25 protein-coding genes are annotated in these 23210 nt (G+C 75.4%); 18 read left to right on the top strand and 7 right to left on the bottom strand.

What is annotated here, in order from left to right:
* Nucleotides 1-34 precede the first annotated feature (34 nt).
* The 7 genes from WCD58_RS31785 to WCD58_RS31815 all read left to right on the top strand — a co-directional run bounded on the left by WCD58_RS31785 (nucleotide 35) and on the right by WCD58_RS31815 (nucleotide 7675).
* On the top strand, nucleotides 35-1276 hold the full coding sequence (locus tag WCD58_RS31785; RefSeq protein WP_337707151.1) for a CaiB/BaiF CoA transferase family protein: 1242 nt from the start codon (nucleotides 35-37) through the stop codon (nucleotides 1274-1276).
* Nucleotides 1273-2070 carry an enoyl-CoA hydratase/isomerase family protein gene (locus WCD58_RS31790; RefSeq protein WP_337707152.1) on the top strand — a complete coding sequence of 266 codons (798 nt, stop codon included), beginning with the start codon at nucleotides 1273-1275 and terminating at the stop codon, nucleotides 2068-2070. Before WCD58_RS31785 ends, WCD58_RS31790 begins: the two co-directional genes overlap by 4 nt.
* Nucleotides 2067-2987: an amidohydrolase family protein gene (locus tag WCD58_RS31795; RefSeq protein WP_337707153.1), complete on the top strand. Its 921-nt coding sequence runs from the start codon at nucleotides 2067-2069 to the stop codon at nucleotides 2985-2987. The genes WCD58_RS31790 and WCD58_RS31795 overlap by 4 nt, the downstream gene beginning before the upstream one ends.
* Nucleotides 2987-4504, top strand: a complete 1518-nt coding sequence (locus WCD58_RS31800) for a class I adenylate-forming enzyme family protein (protein ID WP_337707154.1) — start codon at nucleotides 2987-2989, stop codon at nucleotides 4502-4504. Before WCD58_RS31795 ends, WCD58_RS31800 begins: the two co-directional genes overlap by 1 nt.
* Nucleotides 4501-5733, top strand: coding sequence for an acyl-CoA dehydrogenase family protein (locus WCD58_RS31805; RefSeq protein WP_337707155.1), 1233 nt, complete (start codon nucleotides 4501-4503; stop codon nucleotides 5731-5733). The genes WCD58_RS31800 and WCD58_RS31805 overlap by 4 nt, the downstream gene beginning before the upstream one ends.
* An 89-nt stretch (nucleotides 5734-5822) precedes the next feature.
* Nucleotides 5823-6161 carry a DUF485 domain-containing protein gene (locus WCD58_RS31810; RefSeq protein WP_337707156.1) on the top strand — a complete coding sequence of 113 codons (339 nt, stop codon included), beginning with the start codon at nucleotides 5823-5825 and terminating at the stop codon, nucleotides 6159-6161.
* A complete protein-coding gene (locus WCD58_RS31815) occupies nucleotides 6158-7675 on the top strand; it encodes a solute symporter family protein (RefSeq protein ID WP_337707157.1) in 1518 nt (505 codons plus the stop codon). Before WCD58_RS31810 ends, WCD58_RS31815 begins: the two co-directional genes overlap by 4 nt.
* A gap of 60 nt (nucleotides 7676-7735) precedes the next feature.
* Here WCD58_RS31815 and WCD58_RS31820 read toward each other — a convergent pair whose 3' ends face one another.
* From WCD58_RS31820 to WCD58_RS31830, 3 genes are all read right to left on the bottom strand, one after another.
* On the bottom strand, nucleotides 7736-8326 hold the full coding sequence (locus WCD58_RS31820; protein WP_337707158.1) for a C40 family peptidase: 591 nt from the start codon (nucleotides 8324-8326) through the stop codon (nucleotides 7736-7738).
* A gap of 160 nt (nucleotides 8327-8486) precedes the next feature.
* Complete coding sequence (locus WCD58_RS31825) at nucleotides 8487-9467, bottom strand: aldo/keto reductase (RefSeq protein ID WP_337707159.1); 981 nt, start codon at nucleotides 9465-9467, stop codon at nucleotides 8487-8489.
* Nucleotides 9468-9535: 68 nt separating this feature from the next.
* Nucleotides 9536-9994 carry a MerR family transcriptional regulator gene (locus tag WCD58_RS31830; RefSeq protein WP_337707160.1) on the bottom strand — a complete coding sequence of 153 codons (459 nt, stop codon included), beginning with the start codon at nucleotides 9992-9994 and terminating at the stop codon, nucleotides 9536-9538.
* Between the two features lie 61 nt (nucleotides 9995-10055).
* Between WCD58_RS31830 and sigJ the strand changes: the two genes are divergently transcribed.
* The 3 genes from sigJ to WCD58_RS31845 are packed head-to-tail and all read left to right on the top strand — an operon-like array spanning nucleotide 10056 to nucleotide 12128.
* A complete protein-coding gene (gene sigJ, locus WCD58_RS31835) occupies nucleotides 10056-10955 on the top strand; it encodes an RNA polymerase sigma factor SigJ (protein ID WP_337707161.1) in 900 nt (299 codons plus the stop codon).
* Nucleotides 10956-10995: 40 nt separating this feature from the next.
* On the top strand, nucleotides 10996-11724 hold the full coding sequence (locus tag WCD58_RS31840) for an SDR family oxidoreductase (protein ID WP_337707162.1): 729 nt from the start codon (nucleotides 10996-10998) through the stop codon (nucleotides 11722-11724).
* Entirely contained in the window at nucleotides 11721-12128 is a 408-nt protein-coding gene (locus WCD58_RS31845) for a hypothetical protein (RefSeq protein ID WP_337707163.1), read from the top strand. The genes WCD58_RS31840 and WCD58_RS31845 overlap by 4 nt, the downstream gene beginning before the upstream one ends.
* Here WCD58_RS31845 and WCD58_RS31850 read toward each other — a convergent pair.
* Nucleotides 12118-12675 carry a TetR/AcrR family transcriptional regulator gene (locus WCD58_RS31850; RefSeq protein ID WP_337707164.1) on the bottom strand — a complete coding sequence of 186 codons (558 nt, stop codon included), beginning with the start codon at nucleotides 12673-12675 and terminating at the stop codon, nucleotides 12118-12120. The two genes, WCD58_RS31845 and WCD58_RS31850, sit on opposite strands and share 11 nt — an antisense overlap.
* Nucleotides 12676-12748: 73 nt before the next feature.
* Between WCD58_RS31850 and WCD58_RS31855 the strand changes: the two genes are divergently transcribed.
* The 3 genes from WCD58_RS31855 (at nucleotide 12749) to WCD58_RS31865 (ending at nucleotide 15313) form a co-directional block, all read left to right on the top strand.
* Nucleotides 12749-13891 (top strand): FAD-dependent monooxygenase, encoded by a 1143-nt coding sequence (locus WCD58_RS31855; RefSeq protein WP_337707165.1) that lies wholly within the window; start codon nucleotides 12749-12751, stop codon nucleotides 13889-13891.
* 97 nt (nucleotides 13892-13988) lie between these two features.
* Complete coding sequence (gene tsaD, locus WCD58_RS31860; RefSeq protein WP_337707166.1) at nucleotides 13989-15044, top strand: tRNA (adenosine(37)-N6)-threonylcarbamoyltransferase complex transferase subunit TsaD; 1056 nt, start codon at nucleotides 13989-13991, stop codon at nucleotides 15042-15044.
* Between the two features lie 62 nt (nucleotides 15045-15106).
* On the top strand, nucleotides 15107-15313 hold the full coding sequence (locus WCD58_RS31865) for a hypothetical protein (protein ID WP_337707167.1): 207 nt from the start codon (nucleotides 15107-15109) through the stop codon (nucleotides 15311-15313).
* Nucleotides 15314-15317: 4 nt separating this feature from the next.
* Here WCD58_RS31865 and WCD58_RS31870 read toward each other — a convergent pair whose 3' ends face one another.
* Entirely contained in the window at nucleotides 15318-16193 is an 876-nt protein-coding gene (locus WCD58_RS31870; protein ID WP_337707168.1) for a PP2C family protein-serine/threonine phosphatase, read from the bottom strand.
* A gap of 136 nt (nucleotides 16194-16329) precedes the next feature.
* Nucleotides 16330-16860: a type II toxin-antitoxin system PemK/MazF family toxin gene (locus tag WCD58_RS31875; protein ID WP_337707169.1), complete on the bottom strand. Its 531-nt coding sequence runs from the start codon at nucleotides 16858-16860 to the stop codon at nucleotides 16330-16332.
* A gap of 74 nt (nucleotides 16861-16934) precedes the next feature.
* Between WCD58_RS31875 and WCD58_RS31880 the strand changes: the two genes are divergently transcribed.
* Both WCD58_RS31880 and WCD58_RS31885 read left to right on the top strand, forming a co-directional pair.
* A complete protein-coding gene (locus WCD58_RS31880; RefSeq protein WP_337707170.1) occupies nucleotides 16935-18557 on the top strand; it encodes a Na+/H+ antiporter in 1623 nt (540 codons plus the stop codon).
* 39 nt (nucleotides 18558-18596) lie between these two features.
* A complete protein-coding gene (locus WCD58_RS31885; RefSeq protein WP_337707171.1) occupies nucleotides 18597-18878 on the top strand; it encodes an MSMEG_0570 family nitrogen starvation response protein in 282 nt (93 codons plus the stop codon).
* 7 nt (nucleotides 18879-18885) lie between these two features.
* On the opposite strand, the gene WCD58_RS31890 is transcribed toward WCD58_RS31885, so the two are convergent.
* Nucleotides 18886-20646, bottom strand: a complete 1761-nt coding sequence (locus tag WCD58_RS31890) for a serine/threonine-protein kinase (protein ID WP_337707172.1) — start codon at nucleotides 20644-20646, stop codon at nucleotides 18886-18888.
* Between the two features lie 302 nt (nucleotides 20647-20948).
* Between WCD58_RS31890 and WCD58_RS31895 the strand changes: the two genes are divergently transcribed.
* From WCD58_RS31895 to WCD58_RS31905, 3 genes are all read left to right on the top strand, one after another.
* On the top strand, nucleotides 20949-21425 hold the full coding sequence (locus tag WCD58_RS31895; protein ID WP_337707173.1) for a MerR family transcriptional regulator: 477 nt from the start codon (nucleotides 20949-20951) through the stop codon (nucleotides 21423-21425).
* Nucleotides 21422-21619: a hypothetical protein gene (locus WCD58_RS31900; protein WP_337707174.1), complete on the top strand. Its 198-nt coding sequence runs from the start codon at nucleotides 21422-21424 to the stop codon at nucleotides 21617-21619. Before WCD58_RS31895 ends, WCD58_RS31900 begins: the two co-directional genes overlap by 4 nt.
* A 157-nt stretch (nucleotides 21620-21776) precedes the next feature.
* Nucleotides 21777-23108, top strand: coding sequence for an FAD-dependent monooxygenase (locus WCD58_RS31905; RefSeq protein ID WP_337707175.1), 1332 nt, complete (start codon nucleotides 21777-21779; stop codon nucleotides 23106-23108).
* Nucleotides 23109-23210 lie beyond the last annotated feature (102 nt).

Here is a 23210-nt window from a genome sequence, read left to right on the forward strand (position 1 = left end):
TCGTTCGACGGCGAGATCGGGTGGAGGTGTCCGAGTGGCGGGTCCCTACGCGGGGCTGCGGGTCTTCGACCTCAGTCACGTCATCGCCGGTCCGTTCTGCACGCGCATGCTCGCCGACATGGGCGCCGACGTCGTGCGCGTCGAGCAGCCGGCAGGCGACCTCATGCGCGCGCTGCCGGTGCGGGTGGGCGATCCCGGCGACCGCGTCTCGAGCGCCTACGCGCAGTACAACTGCGGGAAGCGCTCGGTCGGGCTGAACCTCAAGGATCCGCACGGGCTGGAGCTCGCCCTGCGCCTGGCGGACTGGGCCGACGTGGTGGTCGAGAACTTCGCCCCCGGCGTCCTCGGCAAGCTGGGCCTCGGCTGGGACGTGCTGCACGCCCGCGACCCCCGCACGATCCTGTGCTCGCTCTCGACGTTCGGCGCCGAGGGCCCGTACGCGCACCTGTCGGGCTTCGGGCTCGTCGCCGAGGCGTACTCCGGCCTGATGTCGCTCACCGGCGAGGACGGCGGGCCCCCGATGCACTTCGGCACGGCGCTCGCCGACGTCAACTCCGCGGTCCACGCGCTGGCGGGGATCGGGGCCGCGCTGCACCGCCGCCACGCCACCGGCGAGGGCACGCACGTCGACGTGTCGGCGTTCGACTCGCTGTTCGCGATGATCGACCAGCAGCCCGCCGCCGGCGCCGTCACCGGGGGAGCGGCCGTCGGCGGCAAGTACGGCAACCGCCACACGACGAGCGTCCCGAGCGGCGTGGCCACCTGCGCCGACGGCTCCCACCTCGCGTACGGCATGGCCGGCGACGTCTTCTTCGAGCGCCTCGTCCAGGCCATGGACGCCCCCGACCTGCGCGAGGCCTACGGGGACCTCGCGACCCGCCTGTCCGACCCGGGCCCGCTCTACGACCGCATCGAGGCGTGGGCCGCGACCTGGCCCACCGCCGACGACCTCGTCGCCCACCTCGTCGCCCACGGGCTGTCCGCCGCCCGGGTGCGCGGGGTGCGCGAGAACCTCGACGACCCGCACCTCGTCGCCCGCGGCACCCTGCAGCCGGTCGACTTCCCCGGGCACGGCGCGGCGCTCATGCCCACCGCGCCGTTCCGGTTCTCCGGCGCCGAGGTGCGGCCCGGCGCGGCGCCCGGGCCCGTTGCCGCCGACACCGACGGCGTCCTCGCCGACGTCCTCGGCCTCGCCGCCGCCGACGTGGCCGCCCTGCGTCGCGACGGCGTCGTGCACGGACCACCCACCCGCGAGACCGATGGAGGCACCCGGTGACCGTCACGCTGGAACGGTCGGAGGACGGGCACGTCGCGACCCTGCGGTTCGCGAGCGAGCACCCGATGAACGTGTTCACCACCGCGACGCTCGAGGCGATGCTGGCGCGCGTCCGCGAGGTCGGGGCGGACCGGGACGTCCGCGTGCTCCAGGTGGTCGGCCGGGACACCGTGTTCTCCGGCGGCGCGGACCTCAACGACCTCGGCGGGCTCGACGACGACGCGTACCGCCACTACATCGCGACCGAGTACCGGCTCTTCGCCGAGATCGAGGCGCTGCCGCTGGTCACCGTCGCGCTCGTTGCCGGGCCGTGCGTCGGCAACGCCGCCGAGCTCGCGCTGGCGTGCGACTTCCGCATCCTCACCAGCGACGCGCGGCTGGGCCTCCCGGAGATGCGGGTCGGGTTCGTCGCGCCTGCGCAGCGGCTGACCGCCTACGTCGGGATCGGCAAGGCCAAGGAGCTGCTCTACGGCGGGCGGCTGCTCTCCGCCGCCGAGGCGCTCGACCTCGGCCTGGCCACCACCGTCACCGACGACCTCCCCGGCGAGGCCACGAAGGCCACGGCCCGGTACGCCGGCTACGCGGCCACCGCCCTCGCGCACACCAAGCGCGGCATCCACCGCTGCTACGGCATCGACGCCGACCCGCCCGGCCGGGCCTTCGACGCCGCGGAGCAGGCCGCGGCGTTCGCCACCTTCCGCGGCCCCGACTACGCCGAGGGCGCCGCCGCCACCCTCGAGGGCCGCCGCCCCGTCTTCACCGCCCCGCGCTCGACCGGAGGGCCCACCACATGATCGTCGACTTCCTGGCCGGCGCCGTCCCCGACGCCGAGGCGTTCGCCCTCTCCGAGGCCGTGACGCAGGGCCGGCTGCGCGGCTACGCCGAGCACTTCGGCGGCGAGCTCGCCCCCGCCCGCACCCACGACGAGGTCACCGCGCGGTGGGCCGACGCCCGCGAGAGCGCCCGGGGCAAGGCGCCCTCGGAGGAGGACTTCCTGCGCATGCTCGACGACGGCGGCATCGGGCTCGCCGGCGTCTACACCGAGGCGTTCGGGTCCCGGCTGGGCGTGCCGACCGCGAGCAACCAGGTCGTCGCGGACTTCGTCGCCCGCCACCCCGACCGCGTCGTCGGCTTCGCCGGCATCGACCCCTGGGAGCCCGACGCGGCCCGCCGGGTCGACGAGGCCGTCGCGAGCGGGCTGTCCGGCGTGGTGCTCTCGCCGTTCAAGCAGCAGCTGCTGCCCGAGGACCCGCGGATGGCGCGGGTGTACGGGCGCTGCGAGGCCCTCGGGGTGCCCGTGCTGCTGCACACCGGGATCAATTGGTCGCTCGACGCCGCCTACGACGTGGGGCACCCGCGCCACATCGACGCCGTCGCCCGCGCGTTCCCCGACCTCACGCTCGTCTGCCTGCACGCCGGCTGGCCCTGGGTCGAGGACATGATGATGGTGACCTGGCGGCACGCGAACGTGTACGTCGACCTGTCGGCCCACCGGCCCCGCACCTTCGCCCGGTCCGGCTCCGGGTGGGAGCCGCTGCTGCGCTTCGGCAACCGGCAGCTCGCCGACCGCGTGCTCTTCGCGTCCACGTGGACGCTGCTCGGCATCCCGCCCGCGACGCTCGCCGACGAGGTGCGGGCGCTGCCCCTCGACGACGCGGTGGTCGAGCAGTGGCTCGGCGGCAACGCCCTGCGCCTGCTGGGGAGGTCGTGATGCTCGTCGGGGACATCGTCCGCCACCACGCCCGCTCCCGGCCCGGCTCCGTCGCGCTCGTCGTCGAGGGCCGCGAGTACACCTACGGCGCGCTGCAGGAGCTGGTCGACCGCACCGCCGGCGCGCTGGTCGCCCGCGGGATCGGCCACGGCGACCGGGTCGCGGTGCTGGCCAAGAACAGCCTGGAGTACGTCCAGCTGTACTTCGCGACGGCGACGCTCGGCGCGATCCTCGTCCCGCTCAACTTCTGGCACCGCCGGCCGGAGCACGCCTACACGATCGGCGACGCCGAGCCCGCGCTGTGGTTCGTCGAGGCCGGCTACGACGAGGTCGCGCAGGACGCGCGCGCCGCGCACCCGGACCTGCCCGTGCTGCGCATCCCCGGCCACGAGGAGGACCGCGCGGACTGGGACGCGTTCCTCGCCGCCGGGGTGGACGTCCCGTCGGTGGAGGTCGGCGGCGAGGACATCCACATGATCCTCTACACCTCGGGGACCACCGGGCGCCCCAAGGGCGCGATGCTGTCCCACCGGCGCACGATCGACGACGCCTTCGCCATGGCGACGGTGCTGCGCGCCGACGACCGCGACGTCTTCATGAACTACTTCCCGCCGTTCCACGTCGGCAACTGGGACCACATGAAGCCGTTCCTGCTGGTCGGCGGCACGGTGATCCTGCTGCGCGAGTTCGACCCCGGCGTCGTGCTCGAGCTGCTGCCGCGGTACCGGGTCTCGGTGGTGCTCGGCGTCCCGACGATGCTGCACGCGCTGATCACCCACGAGAGCTTCCCGGCCACCGACACCTCGTCGATCCGGCTGCTCTACTACGGCGCCTACGACCCCAGCGGGATCATGGACCGCACCGCCGACGCGCTCGGCGCCCGCGAGGGCCGCGTGGCGTTCGCGCACACCTACGGGCTCACCGAGGGCGGGCCGTTCGTGACGTGGTGCCCGCCCGCAGACGTCTTCGCGCGCTGGGGCTCGATCGGCCGGGCGATGCCCGGCGTCGACGTCGCGCTGCTCGACGACGACGGCCACGAGGTCGCCCCGGGCTCGCCCGGCGAGATCTGCGTGCGCGGGCCGCGGATGAGTGGCTACTGGCGCAACGAGGAGGCCACGAAGGCCGCGCTCGCCGACGGGTGGCTGCACACCGGCGATGTCGCGGTCGCCGACGCCGACGGCTTCCTCACGATCGTCGACCGGAAGAAGGACATGATCCGCTCCGGCGGCCAGAACGTGTGGTCCAAGGAGGTCGAGGACTGCCTGGCCCGGCACGCCGGCGTGGCCGACGCCGCCGTCATCGGCGTGCCCGACGCGGTGTACGAGGAGCAGGTCGTCGCGGTCGTCGTGCCGTCCGGGGAGGCGACGCCCGCGCTCGCCGAGGAGCTGACGACGTTCGTGCGCACCCACCTCGCCGGCTACAACACGCCGCGGCAGGTGCACTTCGTGACCGAGTTCCCGCGCACCGCGGTCGGGAAGATCCAGAAGCACGTGCTGCGCGAGAGGTTCGGGGCGTGACCGCCGAGCTGATCGCCGCCCTCGACGCCTTCATCGACGCCGAGATCGTCCCCCTGCAGGCGCAGGACGACAACGAGCGCTTCTTCGACCACCGCCGGGAGTGGGCCCGCACCGACTTCGAGGGCGGCGGCCTGCCCCGTCCCGAGTGGGAGGAGCTGCTCGCCGAGGCCCGGCGCCGGGCCGACGCGGCGGGCTTCTACCGGTTCTCGCTGCCCGCCGAGCTGGGCGGCTCGGACGGCACCGACGCCGCGATGGCCGCGGTCCGCGAGCACCTCGCCCACCGCGGCCTCGGGCTGCACAACGACCTGCAGAACGAGCACTCCGTGGTCGGCAACCTCGTGTTCGCCCACCTGCTGCACCTCTACGGCACCGCCGAGCAGCGCGCGGAGCTCGTCGAGGCGTCGATCACCGGGGAGCGCGGGATCGCGTTCGGGCTGACCGAGCCCGGCCACGGCAGCGACGCCACGTGGCTCGAGACCACCGCCCGCCGCGACGGCGGCGACTGGGTGATCGACGGCGCCAAGCGCTGGAGCACCGGGGTGCACCGCGCGAGCCACGAGCTCGTGTTCGCCCGCACGTCCGGCGAGCCCGGCAGCGCGCGCGGCATCACGAGCTTCCTGGTCCCCACCGACGCGCCGGGCTTCGAGGTGCCGCGCTACTGGTGGACGCTGAACATGCCCACCGACCACGGCGAGGTCGTGCTGCGCGACGTGCGGGTGCCCGCGTCGGCGGTGTTCGGTGGGGAGGGCGAGGCGCTCGCCGTCGCGCAGACGTTCGTGCACCAGAACCGCATCCGCCAGGCCGCGTCCAGCCTGGGCGCCGCCCAGTACTGCATCGACCGGGCCGTCGCGTACGCCGGCGAGCGCCACACCTTCGGCCGGCCCCTGTCCACGCGGCAGGCGATCCAGTGGCCGCTGGTCGAGCTGCACACCGAGGCGGCGATGCTGCGCGCCCTGATCCGGGAGACCGCGGCCGGGCTCGACGAGTGCCGCGCCGAGGGCCGGCCCGAGGTGTCGATCGGCCACCAGGTCTCGATGTGCAACTACCGCGCCAACCGCCTGGTCTGCGACGCCGCGGACCGCACCATGCAGGTGTTCGGCGGGATGGGCTACTCCCGCCACGAGCCCTTCGAGCACATCTACCGCCACCACCGGCGCTACCGGATCACCGAGGGCGCCGAGGAGGTCCAGATCCGCCGGGTCGCCGGCCGGCTCTTCGGTTTCGTCTGACCCACCACTCCCGCTCGTCACCACCCGACCGCCGCCCCGGCGGCCGGGCGCTCCACGACGCCTCGACCACCCCGCACCCAGGAGAGCCCATGGACGACCGGCCCGACGACCGGCGCGAGCCCCGCGCCGCCGCCGTCATCGCGACCCCCGCCTTCACCGAGCTGGTCCGCAGCCGCCGGCGGTTCGTCCTGCCGGCGACCGCGGCCGGCTTCGGCGCGTACCTCGTGATCATCGTGATCTCGGGGTTCACCGACGCCCTGAGCGGCCCGGCCCTCGGCGTCGTGAGCTGGACGTTCGTGCTCACCGCGCTGGTCTTCCCGCTGGTGTGGCTGCTCACCGGCCTCTACGTCCGGCGCGCGCAGCGGTGGGACGAGCTGGCGGACGAGGCCTTCGCCGAGGCCGCCCGGGGCTCGGAGGTCGGGCGATGAGCGCCGACCCGATCACCATCGTCATCTTCGTCGCCGTCATCGCCCTGACGCTGGCGATCACGTGGTGGGCCGGGCGCCGCAACCGCAGCGCCGCCTCGCACTACGTGGCCGGCGGGCAGATCACCGGCTGGCAGAACGGCCTGGCGATCGTCGGCGACCTGCTCTCCGCGTCGACGTTCCTCGGGGTCGCCGGGCTCCTCGCGCTGCAGGGTGTCTACGGCTTCTACCTGGTCGCCGGCGGGCTCGTGGCGTTCCTGCTCGTCCTGCTGCTGGTGGCCGAGCCGCTGCGCAACCTGGGGCGCTTCACCATCGCCGACGTGCTGTCCAGCCGCTTCCGCTCGCGCGGCGTGCGCGCGGTGATGGCGGTGAACACGCTGGTCGTCACGATCTTCTACATGATCGCGCAGCTGGTGGGCGCCGGCGTGCTCATCGGCCTGCTGATCGGCATCCCGTACTGGGTCGCGGTGATCGTCGTCGGCGTGCTCATGGCCGTCTACATCACGGTCGGCGGGATGCTCGCCACCACGTGGATCCAGATCGTCAAGGCGGTGATGCTGCTCGGCGCGATGGCGCTGCTCGTGGTGCTCACCCTCGCGCGGTTCGGCTTCGACCTGGGCCTCATGTTCCGCACGGTGGCCGAGACGTCGGCGACGGACCTGTTCGCGCGGGCCAGCGGCGTCATGCCGGGCCTCGAGCTGGTGTCGGTCGCCGTGGCCCAGGTGCTCGGGACCGCGGCTCTGCCGCACATCCTCATCCGGTTCTTCACGGTGCCCGACGCCAAGGTGGCGCGGCGCTCGATGAGCGTGGCGCTGTGGATCCTCGGGCTGGCGTTCCTCGCGATGCCGTTCATCGGGTACGGCGCGGCGGCGCTCGTGGGCCAGGTGCAGATCGCCCAGGCCAACTCGGCCGGCAACCTCGCCGCACCCCAGCTCGCCGAGCTCCTGGGCGGGCCGGTGCTGTTCGCGGTCATCTCCGCGGTCGCGTTCGCGACGATCCTCGCCGTCGTCGCGGGGCTGGTGATCGCGGGCTCGGGCGCCGTGGCGCACGACCTCTACAGCTCGCTGTTCCGGCGCGGGCAGGCCGGTGACGCCGAGCAGGTGAAGGCGGGGCGGATCGCGGCGGTCGCGATCGCGGCCGTGTCGATCGTCCTCGCGCTCGGTGCGCAGAACACCAACATCGCGCTGCTCGCGCTGATGGCCGTCGTCGTCGCGGCGAGCGCGAACGTCCCGGTGCTCGTGCTGCTGCTGTTCTGGCCGCGCTTCACCACCCGCAGCGCGATCACCGGGATCAGCGCGGGCCTGGTCAGCTCGGTGGTGCTCGTGCTGGTCGGCCCCGGCGTGATGGGCGAGGCGGCGCTCTTCCCGCTCTCGTACCCGACGCTGGTGTCGGTGCCGATCGGGTTCCTCGGGTGCTGGCTGGGGACCGTGACGAGCAGACCCGCCCCCGAGAAGGAGGCGTCCTACGAGGAGATGCACGTCAAGGCGATGACCGGCCGGGACACGGTCGACGCCTGACCTGTATGTGAGTGCTTTCCGCCCCTGTAGGGGCGGAAAGCACTCACATACCCGGGCCGCTCAGTAGGGGGCGTAGGCCCAGCCCAGCGGGCGCTGGAAGTGGTCGATCGGGACGATGCCGACCCTCCCGTGCGCGCTCGACGACACCACGCGCCCGTCGCCCAGGCTCAGGGCGACGTGGGCGTTCGCGGAGGTGTCGTAGAAGACCATCGCGCCGCGCGGGGCGTGGCGCCAGTCCGTGTGCTGGTCCTGCGAGCGCCAGTCCTCGCGGGCGCTGGCGTAGTGGTGCTGCGTGCCGTACGCGTTCTCGACCGCACGCTCGCAATAGCCCTCGTAGCGCGTGGTGCCGATGCGGGACTCGAACCGGTCGATCGCATTCTCGATCTTCTGGTCCTGCGCGTGGCGCCCGGCCGCCTTGGTCAGTTCCGGGACGGTGGCGGACGCGGCGGTGACGTCGGCGGCGACCGGGGCCACCGGAGCCGTCGAGGTGTGGGCCGCGGCCAGGTCCATCTCGGCCGTCGCGGGCCCGACGTCGGGCAGCGGCAGGTCACCGGTGTGCGCACCGAGCACGGCCGCCCCGACGGCGCCGACGGCGACGCCGAGGACGGTCGTGAACTGGTGGGGCGAGCGGGGGAGGGCAGCAGCGGTCATGGGGTCGGGGTCACCTCTGTCGACGGCCCGGTCGGGGAGCGGGGGAGCGTGACCGGGCCGTGATGCGACGAAGATTAGCCGACGATTCTCATTCCGCCACCGCGACCGTGCATTCTTTCCAGAAGTGACGGTGTCCCTTGAACAATTCTTGGGAAACGCGTCAGGCCCGTGCCGCGGTGTCCCGGTTGACCCACGTCATGTCGCCGGTGCGGTCGCCGGTCGGCACCAGCGACGACAGCGCCGCGACGTCGTCGGCCTCGAGCACGACGTCGCGCGCCCCCAGGTTCTCCTCGAGGTAGGTGCGGCGCTTGGTGCCGGGGATCGGCACGACGTCGTCTCCCTGGGCGAGCAGCCACGCCAGCGCGACCTGCGCCGGCGTCGCGCCCCGGCGCGCGGCGATCTCCCGGACCTGCTCCACGAGCGCCAGGTTCTCCTCCAGGGCGCCCTCGGCGAAGCGGGGGAGCCGGCGGCGGAAGTCGTCGCTCGCGAGGTCGCGGACCGACGCGTCGGTGAGCATCCCGCGCCCGAGCGGGCTGTAGGGCACCAGGCCGATGCCGTGCTCCCGCGCGGCGGGCACGACCGACGCCTCGATGTCGCGGCTGAACAGCGACCACTCCGACTGCAGCGCCGCGATCGGCGCCACCGCGGCCGCGCGGTGCACGGTCCCGGCCGACGCCTCGGACAGGCCGAGGTGGCGCACCTTGCCGGCGGTGACGAGCTCGGCCATCGCGCCGACGGTGTCCTCGACCGGCGTCGCCGGGTCGGGGCGGTGCAGGTAGTACAGGTCGACGTGGTCGACACCGAGCCGCTGCAGCGAGCCGTCGACGGAACGCCGCACGTACTCCGGCGACCCGTCCACCTGGCCGTTCGGGTAGCCGGTGCCCGGGTCGGTCTGGATGCCGAACTTCGTCGCGAGCGTGACCTCCTCGCGGCGCCCGGCGATCGCCTCGCCGACGAGACGCTCGTTCTCGCCGTTCGCGTAGACGTCGGCGGTGTCGAGGAAGGTGACACCGAGGTCGAGGGCGCGCCGGACGGTCGCGATCGACTCGTCGCGGTCGGCCGGTCCGTAGGCCCAGTTCAGTCCCATGCAGCCCAGGCCGAGCGACGGGACGGGCAGCGGGCCGAGACGGCGGTCGGACATGGTTCTCCTCCGGATGACGGGCAGGATGCAGCGCCCCGGCGGTCGGCCGGGGTGGGGAGCGCGGACGGTTACGAGCCGCAGGCCCCGCCGTAGGTCGTGATCTTGTAGTCGACGACGGCGAGCGCGGCCTGCAGGTCGTGCAGGCGGTTGAGGATGTCGTCGCGGTGGGCCTCGAGCAGCGCCAGGCGCTCGGGCTCGGTGCTCGGGCCCTGCTTGACGAGCTCGACGTAGCGGGCGATCGCCGCGATCGGCATGTCCGAGTCGCGCAGGCGGGTGATGAACACGACCCGCCCGACCGCCTCGCGGTCGTAGAGGCGGCGGCCCGCGGCGTCGCGCGGCACCTCCACCAGGCCGATGCGCTCGTAGTAGCGCAGCGTGTGGGCCGACAGCCCGGTCAGCCCGGCGACGTCGGCGATCGTCATGTGGTCGGGGATCTCGAGGTCCCGGACGAGCTCGACCGTGAGCGGGGGCAGCTCGCCCTCGGTCGTCTCGATGAGGCCCCGCAGCCGGTCCGTCGTCACGCTCACGAGGACGACCGTAGGACTTCGAGTACGCTCGAAGGCAAGCGCTCCCGGGCAGGATGGGCGTGTGGATCACGCCACCGCGGTCTTCGCCGGGCAGCGCCCCCGCCTGTTCGGGCTCGCCTACCGGATGCTCGGGTCCGCGCACGACGCCGAGGACGTCGTCCAGGACGCGTGGCTGCGCTGGGCGGGGCACGGAGCGGGTGTCGACAACCCGGCCGCCTGGCTGACCACCGTCGTCACCCGGCTCTGCCTCAACCGCCTCGACTCCGCGCGCGCCCGCCGCGAGACCTACGTCGGCCCGTGGCTGCCCGAGCCGATCCTCACCACCGATCCGGCCGCGGGCCCGGCGGCGACCGTCGAGGAGCGCGAGTCGGTGTCGCTCGCCCTGCTGACGACGCTGGAGCGCCTGACCCCGCCGGAGCGCGCCGTCTACGTGCTGCGCGAGGCGTTCGGGCACAGCCACGCCGAGGTCGCGGCGGTCCTCGACGTCACCGAGGCCGGCTCGCGCCAGCTCCACACGCGGGCGCGGCGGCACCTCGCGGCCGTCCCGACGGTGTCGACGACCCCGGCCGACGTGGGCCCGCTGCTCGCCCGCTTCGTGGCGGCGGCCCGCGACGGCGACCTCGCCGGTCTCGAGGCGCTGCTGGCCGCCGACGTCACCCTGTGGTCGGACGGCGGCGGGAAGGTCACGGCGGCGCGGCGGCCGGTGCACGGCCGGGAGGCGGTGGCGCGGTTCCTCGTCGGCATTCTCGGGCCCGGCCGCTGGCAGGGCACCGGGGCGGCGGCCGAGGTCAACGGCGCGCCGGCGGTGCTCGCCTTCCTCGGCGGCCGGCTGGACGGTGTCATGGCGGTCGAGGGGGACGGGGAGGTGCGGGCCGTCCGGATCCTGCGCAACCCCGACAAGCTCGCCTTCCTCGCCGGGCAGGTGTCACGTTCCGAGGGGCTGTCCGGTCGACCTTCCTGACGGGCGCCGCCGGGGCGCCCGCGGAGACCGGGAGGACGTCATGACCGTGCTGGTGACCGGGGGGACGGGAACGCTGGGGCGGGCCCTGGTGCCGCTGCTCGACGACCCGCGCGTCCTGAGCCGCCGGGCGGGACCGGGGCGCGCGGTCGCCGACCTCGACACCGGCGAGGGCCTCGACGCCGCGACGGCGGGCGTGTCGACGGTGCTGCACCTCGCCGGGCGCCCCAAGGGCGACTCGGCGTCGACGGCGCGCGTCGTCGAGGCGGCGCGGAAGGCCGGCGTCGGGCACCTCGTGCACATCTCGATCGTCGGCGCCGACCGCATCCCGCTGGGCTACTACCGCGAGAAGGTCCGCAGCGAGGAGCTCGTCGCCGGCTCCGGGCTGCCGTTCACGATCCTGCGCGCGACCCAGTTCCACGACCTGCTCGCGACGCTCTTCGCGACCTCCGCCCGCGCCGGGGTCCTGCCCGTGCTGGCCGGCGCCTCGTTCCAGCCGGTCGCTGTCGCCGACGTCGCCGCCCGCCTCGCCACCCTGGCCGCCGGCCCGCCGCAGGGGCGCGTGCCCGACCTGGGCGGCCCGGAGGTCCGCACGATGGCCGACCTCGCGCGCACCTGGGCGCGCGCCACCGGACGACGGCGACCGGTGATCCCGCTGCGCCTGCCCAGCGCGATCGCGCGCGGGTTCCGCGCCGGCGCCCACCTCGCGCCCGGGCACGCCGACGGCGTCGTCACCTTCGAGCAGTTCCTCGCGGCGGGGGTGACGGCGTGATCACGCGCGTGCTCCTGGCCGTCCTCGCGGCGATGCAGTTCGTCATCGGGCTCTGGGCGCTCCTGCTGCCCCTGGCGTTCTACGAGTTCTTCCCCTACGGCGGCACGGCGTGGGTGGCCCTGCTGCCGCCGTACAACGAGCACCTCGTCCGCGACCACGGCGCCGGCACCCTCGCCCTCGGCGTCGCGCTGGCGTTCGCGGCGTGGTGGCCCGAGCGCCGGCTCGTCATCGCGGTGACCGTGGCGTTCCTCGTGTTCGCGGTGCCGCACGCGGTGTTCCACTCGTTCCACCTCGCGCACTTCCCGCTCGGCGACGCGATCGCCCAGCAGGCGGCGTTCGCGCTGGAGATCGTGCTGGCGGTCGCGGTGCTGGCGCTCGTGGGGCGCGAGCGCGTCAGGCGGTGAAGCCCCGCACCACGTCGCTGATCGACGCCCGCAGGCCGGCCTCGTCGCGGGGAGGCCGGCCGGCGCCGGCGAGCTGATCGAAGGCGAGGCCGTCGAGGCAGGCGACGAGGTCGTCGGCCCGGCGCCGCGGCTCGGCGACGCCCAGGCCGTCGAGGGTGTCCGCGACCCGCTCGCGGATCCGTGCCCCGGACGTGCGCAGGGCCGTCTCGAGCTCTGGGCGCCGGGTCGACTCCAGCGCCAGCTCCCAGCGCGCGAGCAGGCGTTCCTGGTCACCGGCGAGCCACCGCCCGACCGTGGCGACGCACGCGGTGACGAGGCCGTCGACGGTGGTGACCGCCGGGGTGCCGCTCGCCATCTCCTCGAGCGTCCGCGCCGCCATCCGCTCCACGCACGCCTGCAGCAGCGCCGAGCGGGTGCGGAAGTAGTACGAGCTCGTGCCCTCCGCGAGGCCGGCGGTGGCGTCGACCGCGCGGTGGGTCAGGCCCCGGCTGCCCGCCCGCGCGAGCACGGTGATCGCCGCGTCGGCGAGGACGTCCCGACGGTCCACGGGCAGTCCCTTCCCCCGGTTCCTCTACAGCCGTAGAGTATCGGCTACTGCAGACGTAGAGGGGCGTGGGGTCATGGCACGGGCGGTCGTGGTGGGTGCGGGGCTCGGTGGGCTGGCGAGCGCGATCGCGCTGCGGCAGCGGGGATGGGAGGTCACGGTCCTCGAACGGCGCCCGCACGCGGCCGAGGCCGGCGCGGGCATCGCGCTGTGGCCCAACGCCCTGCGCGCGCTCGACGTCCTCGGGCTCGGGGCGCGGGCCCGCGAACTGGGGATCGTGGAGATCGGCGGCGGCATCCGCACGTCGTCGGGACGGTGGCTGGCGCGCACCGACGCCGCGGACCTGCGGCGCCGCCAGGGCGACGGCGTCGTCGTGCTGCCGCGACCCGACCTGCACGACCTGCTGCGCGCCGCCGCCCCCGACCTCCGCGCGGGCGTCGGGGTCCACCGCGTCGAGCCCGGCGACGGCACGCGCCCGGCCGTCGTCCACGACGACGCGGGCGGGCGGCACGGGGCCGATCTCGTCGTCGCGGCCGACGGGGTGCGCAGCACGGTGCGCGCCGCGTTCTGGCCGGACGTGACCGTGCGCGACACCGGGCACACGGCCTTCCGGGTGGTGGCCGACCACCGGCTCGCCGAGGGCGGCGAGAGCTGGGGCGGCGGCGACCTCGTCGGGCTCGCCCCGCTGCCGGGGGACCGGACCTACCTCTACGCGATGGTCCCGACGGCCGAGGCGCCCACCGGCGACCCCCTGCCCTGGCTGCGGGCGCGGCTCGCGGGCTGGCACGAGCCGGTCGCCGCGGTGCTCGACGCCGTCCACGGCCCCGTCCTCGTGCACCCGCTCGCGGACCTGCGCCCGCCCGCGACCTGGCACCACGGCCGCGTCACGTTGCTCGGCGACGCCGCGCACGCCATGACCCCGAACCTCGGCCAGGGCGCCGCGCAGGCGTTCCTCGACGCGGTCGTCCTCGCCGAGGAGGCGACCGGCGACCCCGACTCCCTGCAGGCCTACGAGCGCCGCAGGCGCCCCGTCGCCGAGGCCGTCGCGCGCCGGTCGCGCACCGCGGGCGACGTCGCGGCCTGGCGCTCGCCGGTCGCGGTCGCGCTGCGCAACGCCCTCGTCGGCGCCCTGCCCGCGGGCGCGTCCGCGCGGGCCCTCGACCACCTGCTCGGCACCCCGGCCACGGTTTCCGACCGAAGGGCACCGTCGGTCGGATAGACGAGCGAGGGGCACCCTTCGCCGAGTCAGCACGGCCGCGTGCGGGGCCACGGTGGGCGACGACGGGTCGCGTCGGGGTGAGAGGACAATCGACGTCGTGAGCACGCCCCTGGTCCTCGGCATCGAGACGTCCTGCGACGAGACCGGCGTCGGTCTGGTCTCCGAGGGCCGGCTGCTCGGCGACGCGCTGGCCTCGAGCATGGAGGAGCACGCGCGCTTCGGCGGCGTCGTGCCCGAGGTCGCGGCGCGCGCGCACCTCGAGGCGATGGCGCCGATGGTGCGCACGGCCCTGCAGCGCGCGGAGGTCGACCTCGCCGACGTCACCGCCGTCGCCGTCACCGCCGGGCCCGGCCTGAGCCCGGCGCTGCAGGTCGGGCTCGCCGCGGGCAAGGCCTACGCGCTCGCCGCGGGGGTGCCGCTCTACGCCGTGCACCACCTCGCCGGCCACGCCGCCGTCGACGTCCTCGACCACGGGCCGCTGCCGGAGCGCTGCGTCGCCCTCATCGTCTCCGGGGGCCACACCTCGCTGCTCAGCGTCGGCGACCTGGCCCGCGACGAGGTCGTGCACCTCGGCGACACCGTCGACGACGCGGCGGGCGAGGCGTTCGACAAGGTCGCGCGCCTCATCGGCCTGCCCTACCCGGGCGGCCCGGCGATCGACCGCGCCGCGCGGGAGGGCGACCCGCACGCCATCGCCTTCCCCCGCCCGCTGACCGGGCCGTCGGACCCGCCGTGGACGTTCTCGTTCTCGGGGCTCAAGACGGCCGTCGCCCGCTGGGTGGAGGCGCGGACCGGGACGTTGCCCGTGCCGGACATCGCGGCGTCGTTCCAGGAGGCCGTCGCCGACACCCTCGCCCGCAAGGCCGTCGCCGCCTGCGCCGACCAGGGCGTCGACACCCTGCTCATGGTCGGCGGCGTCGCCGCGAACTCGCGCGTGCGCGGCCTGGTCGAGGAGCGCTGCGCGGCCGCCGGGATCACCCTGCGCGTGCCGCCGATCCGGCTCTGCACCGACAACGGCGCGATGATCGCGGCGCTCGGTGACCTGCTCGTCCGCGCCGACGTCGAGCCCGACCCCCTCGACGTCGCCGCCGACCCGCGGGCCCGGCTCACGGGCGCGCTGCTCCACGGGACACGGCCGTTACCCGTGGGATGAGATCGACTCTGTCGGGCCTCTCACGTTGTCGCCCGGACGGCGCACCGGTACCCGTGGAGGGCGTGCCCGGTTTCCGCGCGGTCCTCGACGAGGAGCGCTTCCCGTTGCGGCGGTGGCAGATCCTGGCCGTCGCCGACGACTACGGCGTCGACGCCCGCACCCGCACGAAGCTCGAGCAGGTCCCCGACCGGGTCTACGCCGACGCCGGCGAGGTCATGATCGCCCTGGCCATGACCCCGGCCCACCTGGCGGCGCGCACGCCGCTGTGACGGCTCAGCCGGTGGGCGCGAGCGCCAGCAGGATCGCGGTGGCGTTGTCGTGCCCGCCGTCGTCGAGCGCTGCCTCGACGAGCGCGCAGACCCCGGCGTGCACGGCCTCGGCGTCGCGGGGGGTGCCGTCGAGCACCGCGGCGAGCACCGCGGGGTCGGGCAGGTGGTTCCACACGCCGTCGCTGCACAGCAGCAGGACGCCGTGCTCGTCGAGCTCCCAGGTGCGGTGGCGCGCCACGACGTCGGGGGCGTCGGCCGCGAGCCAGCGGGTGATCACGTGCGCCCGCGGGTCGGACAGCGCGTCGTCGGCGCCGACGATGCCGGCGGCGACCATCTCCGCGGCCCACGAGTCGTCCTCGGTGAGCACCGCGGACTCGTCGGGCGAGCCGGGACACAGCCAGTACGCGCGGCTGTCGCCCGCCCAGCTCACCACCGCGCGGCCGGCGTCGAGCACCGCCGCGACGTAGGTGCAGGCCGGCGCCGAGCCGGAGCCCGGGGCCAGCGCGGCCACCGCCTTGCGCGCGGCCTCGGCGGCGGTGGCGGCGGCATCGTCGAGGTCCTGCCCGCTGGTGAGCGCCTCGTGCCCGGCCGCGACGGCGACGTCGCACGCGGTGCGCGAGGCCGTGTCGCCGCCGGGGACCGACGCGACCCCGTCGCACACGACGGCGACGACGGCGGGCTTGCCGTCGGCCGTGGTCGCGCGGGTCAGCGCGAAGGAGTCCTCGTTGCGGCGCCTGCGGTGCCCGCGGTCGGTGACGCCGGCGCCCAGGACGACGGTGCCGCGGACGTCCTCGGGCGCGTCGAGGACCTCCTCGGCGTGCTCGGCGCCCGCGAACGACGGGGACGACGCGGGAGAGGCGGACGCGGGCTCGATCGGCACGGGGCACTCCCTACACCCTCGCGCCCCGGTGGACCGGGACGACGCGGTGGGGTGAGACGGGCGTTTCGCCCAGCGGGTGGGGACGGTGCGTTGGAGGGTAGTCGTTCCTGCGAACGGGTGGAGGGTCGCGGGGTGATCAGTTCCAGCCGTAGCCGGCGCGCAGCTCGGCGGCGACGCGCTCGAAGCGGTCGGCGGGCATGATCGCGCCCTCCCGGCGGATGCCGTGCTCGGGGATCTCGAGCACGCGGTCGAGGCGGACGAACGACTCGCGGCCCTCGCGGTCCCACGCCCCCGCACCGACCGGCACCCAGTGCGCGTCGTCGCGGCGGTGCTCCTGGCTGGAGAGCATGAGCCCGAGCAGGTCGCCGTCCCCGGCGCGCGCCACCACGAGCACCGGACGGTCCTTGCCCTGCGAGGCGTCCTCCTCGAAGGGGACCCAGGTCCACACGATCTCGCCGGGGTCGGCGGCGCCGTCGAGGTCGGGCGCGTAGGAGACCGTGCGCGCGCGGTCGCGGGACGCGGCGTTGCGGACACCGCCGCCACCACCGCCCGGTGCCGGGGCCTGCGGTCGACCCCCCGAGCGGCCCTGCTGGCCGTCCACCTGCTTGTTCAGCAGGTCCAGCCCGGCCTGCAGTGCCCGCCCCACGACATCCCGGAATCCCGCCACGGCGCACAGCTTGCCGGGCCCCGCCGATCGGTCGCACGGAGGGTCTCGGGCGACGAGGAGCCTAGGGTCCGATCATGACGGTCCTGCCGCTCGTGATCGCCGCCCTGTTCGTCGGCGTGGTGCTGGTCGGCGTCGGCGACCGCCTGCGGCTGCCGTGGCCGGTGCTGCTCGTGCTCGTCGGCACGGCCGCCGCGTTCGTGCCGGGGGTCGACGCCCCGGACCTCGACCCCGAGCTGATCCTGCCGCTGTTCCTGCCGCCGCTGCTGTTCGCGACGGCGCAGCGGGCGTCGTGGTCGGTGTTCCGGACGCGGTGGCGCGCGGTGCTGTTCCTCGCCGTGCTGCTGGTGGCGGTCACCGTCGCGGCGGTCGGCGCGACGGTGATGTGGCTGATCCCCGGGATGGCGCTGGGTGCCGCGCTCGCCGTCGGGGCCGCCGTCGCCCCGCCGGACCCGGTGGCCGTCGAGGCCGTCGCCGGGCCGCTGCGGATGCCGCGGCGGCTGGTCGGCGTCCTGCAGAGCGAGGGGCTGTTCAACGACGCCACCGCGCTCGTCGTGTTCCAGACGGCGATCGCGGCGACGGTGGCGGGGGAGCGGCCCGGCGCCGAGACCGGCCTGCTCTTCCTGTGGTCCGGGGTCGGCGCGGTCGCCGTCGGGCTGGCGGCGGCGTGGCTCGCCGGGCAGCTGGCCGACCGGCTCACCGACCCCGTCGCCCCCAGCGCGCTGACGCTCGTCCTGCCGTTCGCGGTGTACCTCGCGGCCGACGCCGTCGAGGCGTCCGGCGTCATCGCGGTCGTCGTGGCGGCGCTGCAGATGCGCCAGCGCGCCGACGCCGACGACGTCGAGCAGCGCCTGACGGGCAGCGCGTTCTGGAACGTCGTCGAGATGCTCGTGACCGCGGCCGCCTTCGCGCTCATCGGGCTCGAGCTGCGCGCGGTCATCGAGGACGCCGGCGACCAGCTGGGCCGGATGGTCGCCGACGCCGCGGTCGTGGCCGTCGTGGTGGTCGTGGTGCGCGCGGTGTGGATGCTCGGCGCGCTGGTGGCGGTGCGACGCCGCGGGTCGCCTCCGGGCACCGCGCCGCGCACGACGGCCGAGGCCGCGGTGCTGACGTGGTCGGGGATGCGGGGTCTCGCGACCCTGGCGCTCGCGCTGGCCCTGCCCCGCGTCACCGACGACGGCGCGCCGTTCCCGTTCCGCACCGAGCTCGTCATCATCGCCGCCGGGGTGCTGGTGGCGACGCTCGTGCTCCCGGGCCTCACCCTGCCGCTGCTGCTGCGCGCGCTCGGGGTGCGCGAGAGCGAGGAGGTCGGGCGTGAGGCCGAGCGCCGGCTGGTGGTGCGGGCGCGCAGGGCCGCGCTCACCGAGCTCGCGTCGCTGGACCGCGAGGCGATCGGCGTCGACGACACCGTGGGGGAGGAGGTCCTCGGCGAGATGCGCGCCCGCTTCGCCCGCCTGGGCGCAGGGGAGGGCGGCGCCGGGGACGCGCCGGGGGACGACACCGCGGACCGCGCCGACTACGAGCAGCGCCTCGATACCCTGCGCCGCCGCCGCGACCAGTGGACTCGCGTGCAGTCGCTCGCCCTGGCCGCCGCGCGCCGCGAGGTGCTCGCCGCGCGCTCCGAGGCCGGCGTCGACCCCGAGACCGCCGACCGCGTCCTGCAGCGTCTCGACGTGAGGTCGCTCGCGTCGAGCCGCTAGGAAACCTCACCGTCATGATCACCGCACACGATCATCACCATGCCCGAGGTGCACGTCCGCCTGCGCTGGCCCGACGGCACGGCGCGCCGCTACTACTCGCCCTCGCTGGTGCTCACCGAGCACGTCACCGAGGGCGAGGACTACGCCACCGCCGAGCTCGTGGCCCGCGCCCGCGTGGCGCTGACCGAGGCGAGCGAGCGGGTGCGCGCGATCTACGGGCTGCCGTGCGGCCGGGCCGCGGCGTCCCTGGCCGCCATCGAGCGCGACGCCGACGCCCACGGCACGGCCGGCGTGGTGCGGGTGGAGGGCTTCGACCGCTGACCGGTCGTCAGCGCAGCAGGCCGCCGAGGGCCTCGACCGCCGGGTCGAGCAGGGCGCGGGTGCGCGCCGCCGTGTGCGTGGTGGTGGTGGTGGTGGTGGCCGACGCGGTGGCCGACGCGGGCGTCGACGACGCGTGCGTGGTGGTCGGGTGCGTGGTGGACGCGTGCGTCGTGGACGAGTCCGTGGTGGTCGGCGCCGTGCTCGACGAGGAGTCGGGCGTCGACTGCGTGGTCGGCGACGTCGTGGTGGTCCCGCCCGGCACGGTGAGAATCGGGAGGGACGGCAGGCCCGGGACCAGGTTCGACGACGTGCCGGTGGGCGAGGTGGTCGTGCTGCCGGTCGTCGTGGTGCCGGTCGGCGAGGACGTCGTGGGCGTTGTGGGCGTCGTGGGCGTCGTGCTGCTCGGCTCGGGCGTGTCGGTCGACGTGGAGCCGCCGTCGGTGACCGGGGCCGTCGTCGGCTCCCGGCGCTCGGCCACCGCCTGCCGGTCGCTCCCGGTCCGCTCGGCGCCGTCGGTGCTGCCCGTGCTGCCCGTGCTGCTGCGGGCGTCGTCCCCGCTGTCGTCCCCGCCGTCGTCACCGTTCGACCACAGCGAGTGCCCGCCGCCGGAGCCGCCGGGGTCGGCGACGACCTCCGCGGTCGGTGGCGGCACGGTGGCCGCGGGCGGCGTCGCGGTGTTCACGCGGTCGACCGTCCAGGCCGACGCGACGACGACCCCGCCGGCGAGCAGGACGGCGGCGGCGACGGACGCGGCGACCATGAAGCCCCCGGCGTCGGCGAGCCGGCGGCGCCGGCGCTCCGGGACCGCGGCGAGCGGCGTCTCGGCGGAGGCGGGCTCGACGCCGACGGCCGCCGTCGCGTCGACCGGCCGCAGGTTGCGGGTGGTCGCGTCCGGGGTGCCCGCGCCGACGATCGGGGCCATCGCGTACGGCGGCGTCGCCGCCTCGGCGGCGAGAGCGGCGCGGCGCAGCCCGATGCAGACGTTCTCGGCGGTGGGCCGGTGCGCCGGGTCGTCGGCCGTCATGGCCTCGAGGAGCGCGAGCACCTCGATCTCCAGGCCCGCCGGCATCTCCGGCCGGTGCTCGAGCCGGGCACGGGCGGCGGCCAGCGGCGCGCCCGGGTAGGCCGGGCGCGCCGTGAGCGCCTCGATCATCACGAGGCCCAGGGCGTAGACGTCGGCGGGGGCGCCGACCGCCTCGCCGCGCACCTGCTCGGGCGCGAGGTAGGGCGCGGACCCGACGACGATGCCGGTGTCGGTGATCCGGGGGGCGTCGGCCACGAAGGCGACGCCGAAGTCCGAGAGGTGTGCCCGCCCGTCGCCGTCGAAGAGCACGTTGCGCGGGGTGACGTCGCGGTGCAGCACGCCGGCGCGGTGGACGTGGCTCAGGCCGTCGGCGACCGAGGCGACCGCGAGCAGCGTCTCGCCGACCCCGAGCGGCCCGTCGGCGAGCCGGTCGGTGAGGCTGCCGCCCTCGAGCAGCGCCATGACGACGAACGCGCGGCCGGCGTCGTGACCCACGTCGTAGACGGGGACGAGGCTCGGGTGGTCCATCGAGGCCATGAGACGGACCTCGCGCTCGATGCGCGGGTCGCCGGCGACGGGGAAGATCTTGACGGCGGCCTCGCGGTCGAGCAGCAGGTCGTGCGCCCGGTAGACCTCGGAGCACGTGCCCCGGCCGAGCAGCTCGCCGAGCTGGAAGCGCTCGCCGAGGCGATCGGGCAGCGGGCCGGGCTCGGGTGCGGGCGCGGTCGGTCGGACATCGGTCATCGACTCGCACCCCCCTCGGCCACTTCCGCGATCACCATCCTTCCACCTCTCTTACCCGGATCGGGGCACAACGACATACCGGATTCCGGAATTCGGGTGATCGACCGGTGATCGCCGACTGATCGACGACCCCGTGTCGCCGTCCGGTCGCGCTCGGCTCACCCCCGGCGGGTGACATCGCCCCCGTGCCCCCGCCGGAGCATTGACAGAAATTGCAGTGCCGAGTAGAACTTCTGGACGTCCGCCCTGCTCATGGTGGGTCGGACTGCGCAGAGCACGAACGCAAGGACGCGACGGAAGCCGTGGGCGCCGAGAGCCTCGACGAGGAGGACACCCCCGCACTGACCACTGGTCAGGCGGCGGAGTTCCTCGGGGTTCGACCGGCGTTCCTCCGGAGTCTCGACGCGGGTCGGATGGTTCGCCCGGAGCGCTCCGCAGGCGGACATCGGCGCTGGACGCGCCGGCAGCTGACCCTCGCCTCCCGGATCCGCGAGCTCTTCGACGAGGGTCTCACCCTCACCGCGGCCGCGATGGTCGTGAATCTGCAGGACGAGGTGGCCCTGGTCTCGCACCAGCGTGATCAGGCCCACGACGAGCTCGAGCGGGCCCGACGAGAACTGTCACGGGTGCAGCGAGAGCTCGCCGCGGCCCGGGGGGAGCAGACCGCCCGCCCCGTGCCACCCGCTCGCACCCACCGTGCGTGCGGGCCCGAAGTGCCCACGACCGCTCTTCGACCGCCCTTGCCGACCCCTCCACCTCAACGGACTTCCTCCACATGAAGCTCATCGACCACCGTCGGTCCCACCGTCCCCTCCTCCGCAGCCCCATGCCGCCCTCGCTGGCCCGGGTCCCGCTCGTGGACCTCTGCAGCTGCAAGCACCCGCGCGAGTCGCACGAGCACTACTACCTCGGCGACGACTGCGCCCAGTGCGAGTGCGCGCACTTCCGCCGGGTCGACCCGGCCCGCGCCTGAGCCGCGCACGCCGCACCGCGCCGCTGGATCGATCCCGGCGCCACCACCACCGGCCCCGCCACCTCGCAGGTGGCGGGGCCGTGTGCTGTCCGAGATGAGGGCGAGCCCACGCCCCGGGCCCCGGCCCGCCCTCCGCACGGCGCCTACGCTGGAGATCGTGGAGCGCACCGGGCGTAACGGACAGCCGCGGGCGCTCGTCGTCGGGGCCGGTGTCGCGGGCCTCGCCGCCGCCACCTCGCTGCACCGCGCCGGGTGGTCGGTCGTCCTGTGCGAGCGCGCCGCCGCACGCCGTACCGGCGGCTACTTCGTGCGCCTCGCCCCGGAGGGGCTCGCCGCCGCCGACCGTCTCGGCGTCTCGCACGCGCTGCGCACCCGCCTGCCCGCCGACGGGATCATCACCGGCGTCGACGGGCGCGGGCGCACCGTCTCGCGCGTCGAGGCGTCGCTCGCCGAGGACCCCGACGCGCTCGCGCTGGTCCGCGGCGACCTCGAGGCGGCGCTCTGGGCGGCGCGCCCCGAGGAGGTCGCGGTGCGCTTCGCGACCGTGCCCCGCCGCCTCGACCCGCGCCGCGACGCCGTGGACGTCGTCCTCGACGGACCGGAGGGCGCGCGGACCGAGCGGTTCGACCTCGTCGTCGGCGCCGACGGCGTGCGCTCCGCGGTGCGCGGGATGGTGTTCGGCCCGGAGTCGGAGTTCCGCCACGAGTTCGACCACGTCGTGATCTCCGCCGTGCTGCCGCGGCTGCCCGGCGGGCTGCGCGAGGGCGACTACGTGGTGCCCGCCGAGGTCGGCCGCACCGCGCACCTCATGGCCGTCGAGGAGCACGCGCCGGTCGTGTTCTTCACGTTCCGTGCGGACGTGCTCGGTGTCGACGGGCGCGACGCCGCGGGCCGCGCGGCCGCCGACCCCGTGGGCGCGTTGCGGCACGTCTACGGCGACTTCGCGGGGCTGATGCCGGAGATCCTCGACGGCGTCGAGGAGGCGGGCACCACGCACGTCGACACCGTCGCGCAGATCCGGCTCGGGTCGTGGCGCCGCGGCCGCATCGTGCTGGTCGGGGACGCCGCGTGGTGCCCCACGCTCTACTCGGGGCAGGGCTCGGCGCTCGCGCTGGTCGGCGGCGAGACCCTCGGCACGCACGTCGCCGCCCACCCCGACGACCTCGAGGCCGGCCTCACCGCGTGGGAGGCGGCGCACCGGCCCGCCGCGAGCGCGGCCGGCAGCGCGGCGCGGCGCTCGCGCCACTTCTTCCTGCCGGGCAACCGGCTGGTCGCGACGCTGCGCAGTGCCGCGCTGCGGATCGCCTCCTGGCGGCCGGCGGGCCGCCTCCTGCACACCCTGGCGTCGCGTGCCGCGGGCCCCGGCGGACCGGGGTCACCCGGTGGTGGTGCCGCCCGGCGCGGAACTCCACCCGACCGGCGCGACGTTCATCCGACGGCCACTTCCGGGTCGCGCTCGTTGCGACCTTCGGCCCTGGGCCGCCCGTAAGCTGTGCCACGCCGGGTACACGACGCTGCGCCGTCCGTGCCCGCGTGCTCCAGCTGAGCCGCGATCGGGTACGCCGACGCGTGCCTCGGGTCCCCGACCCGA

This window comes from Actinomycetospora flava (assembly GCF_037400335.1).
Lineage (GTDB): Bacteria > Actinomycetota > Actinomycetes > Mycobacteriales > Pseudonocardiaceae > Actinomycetospora > Actinomycetospora flava.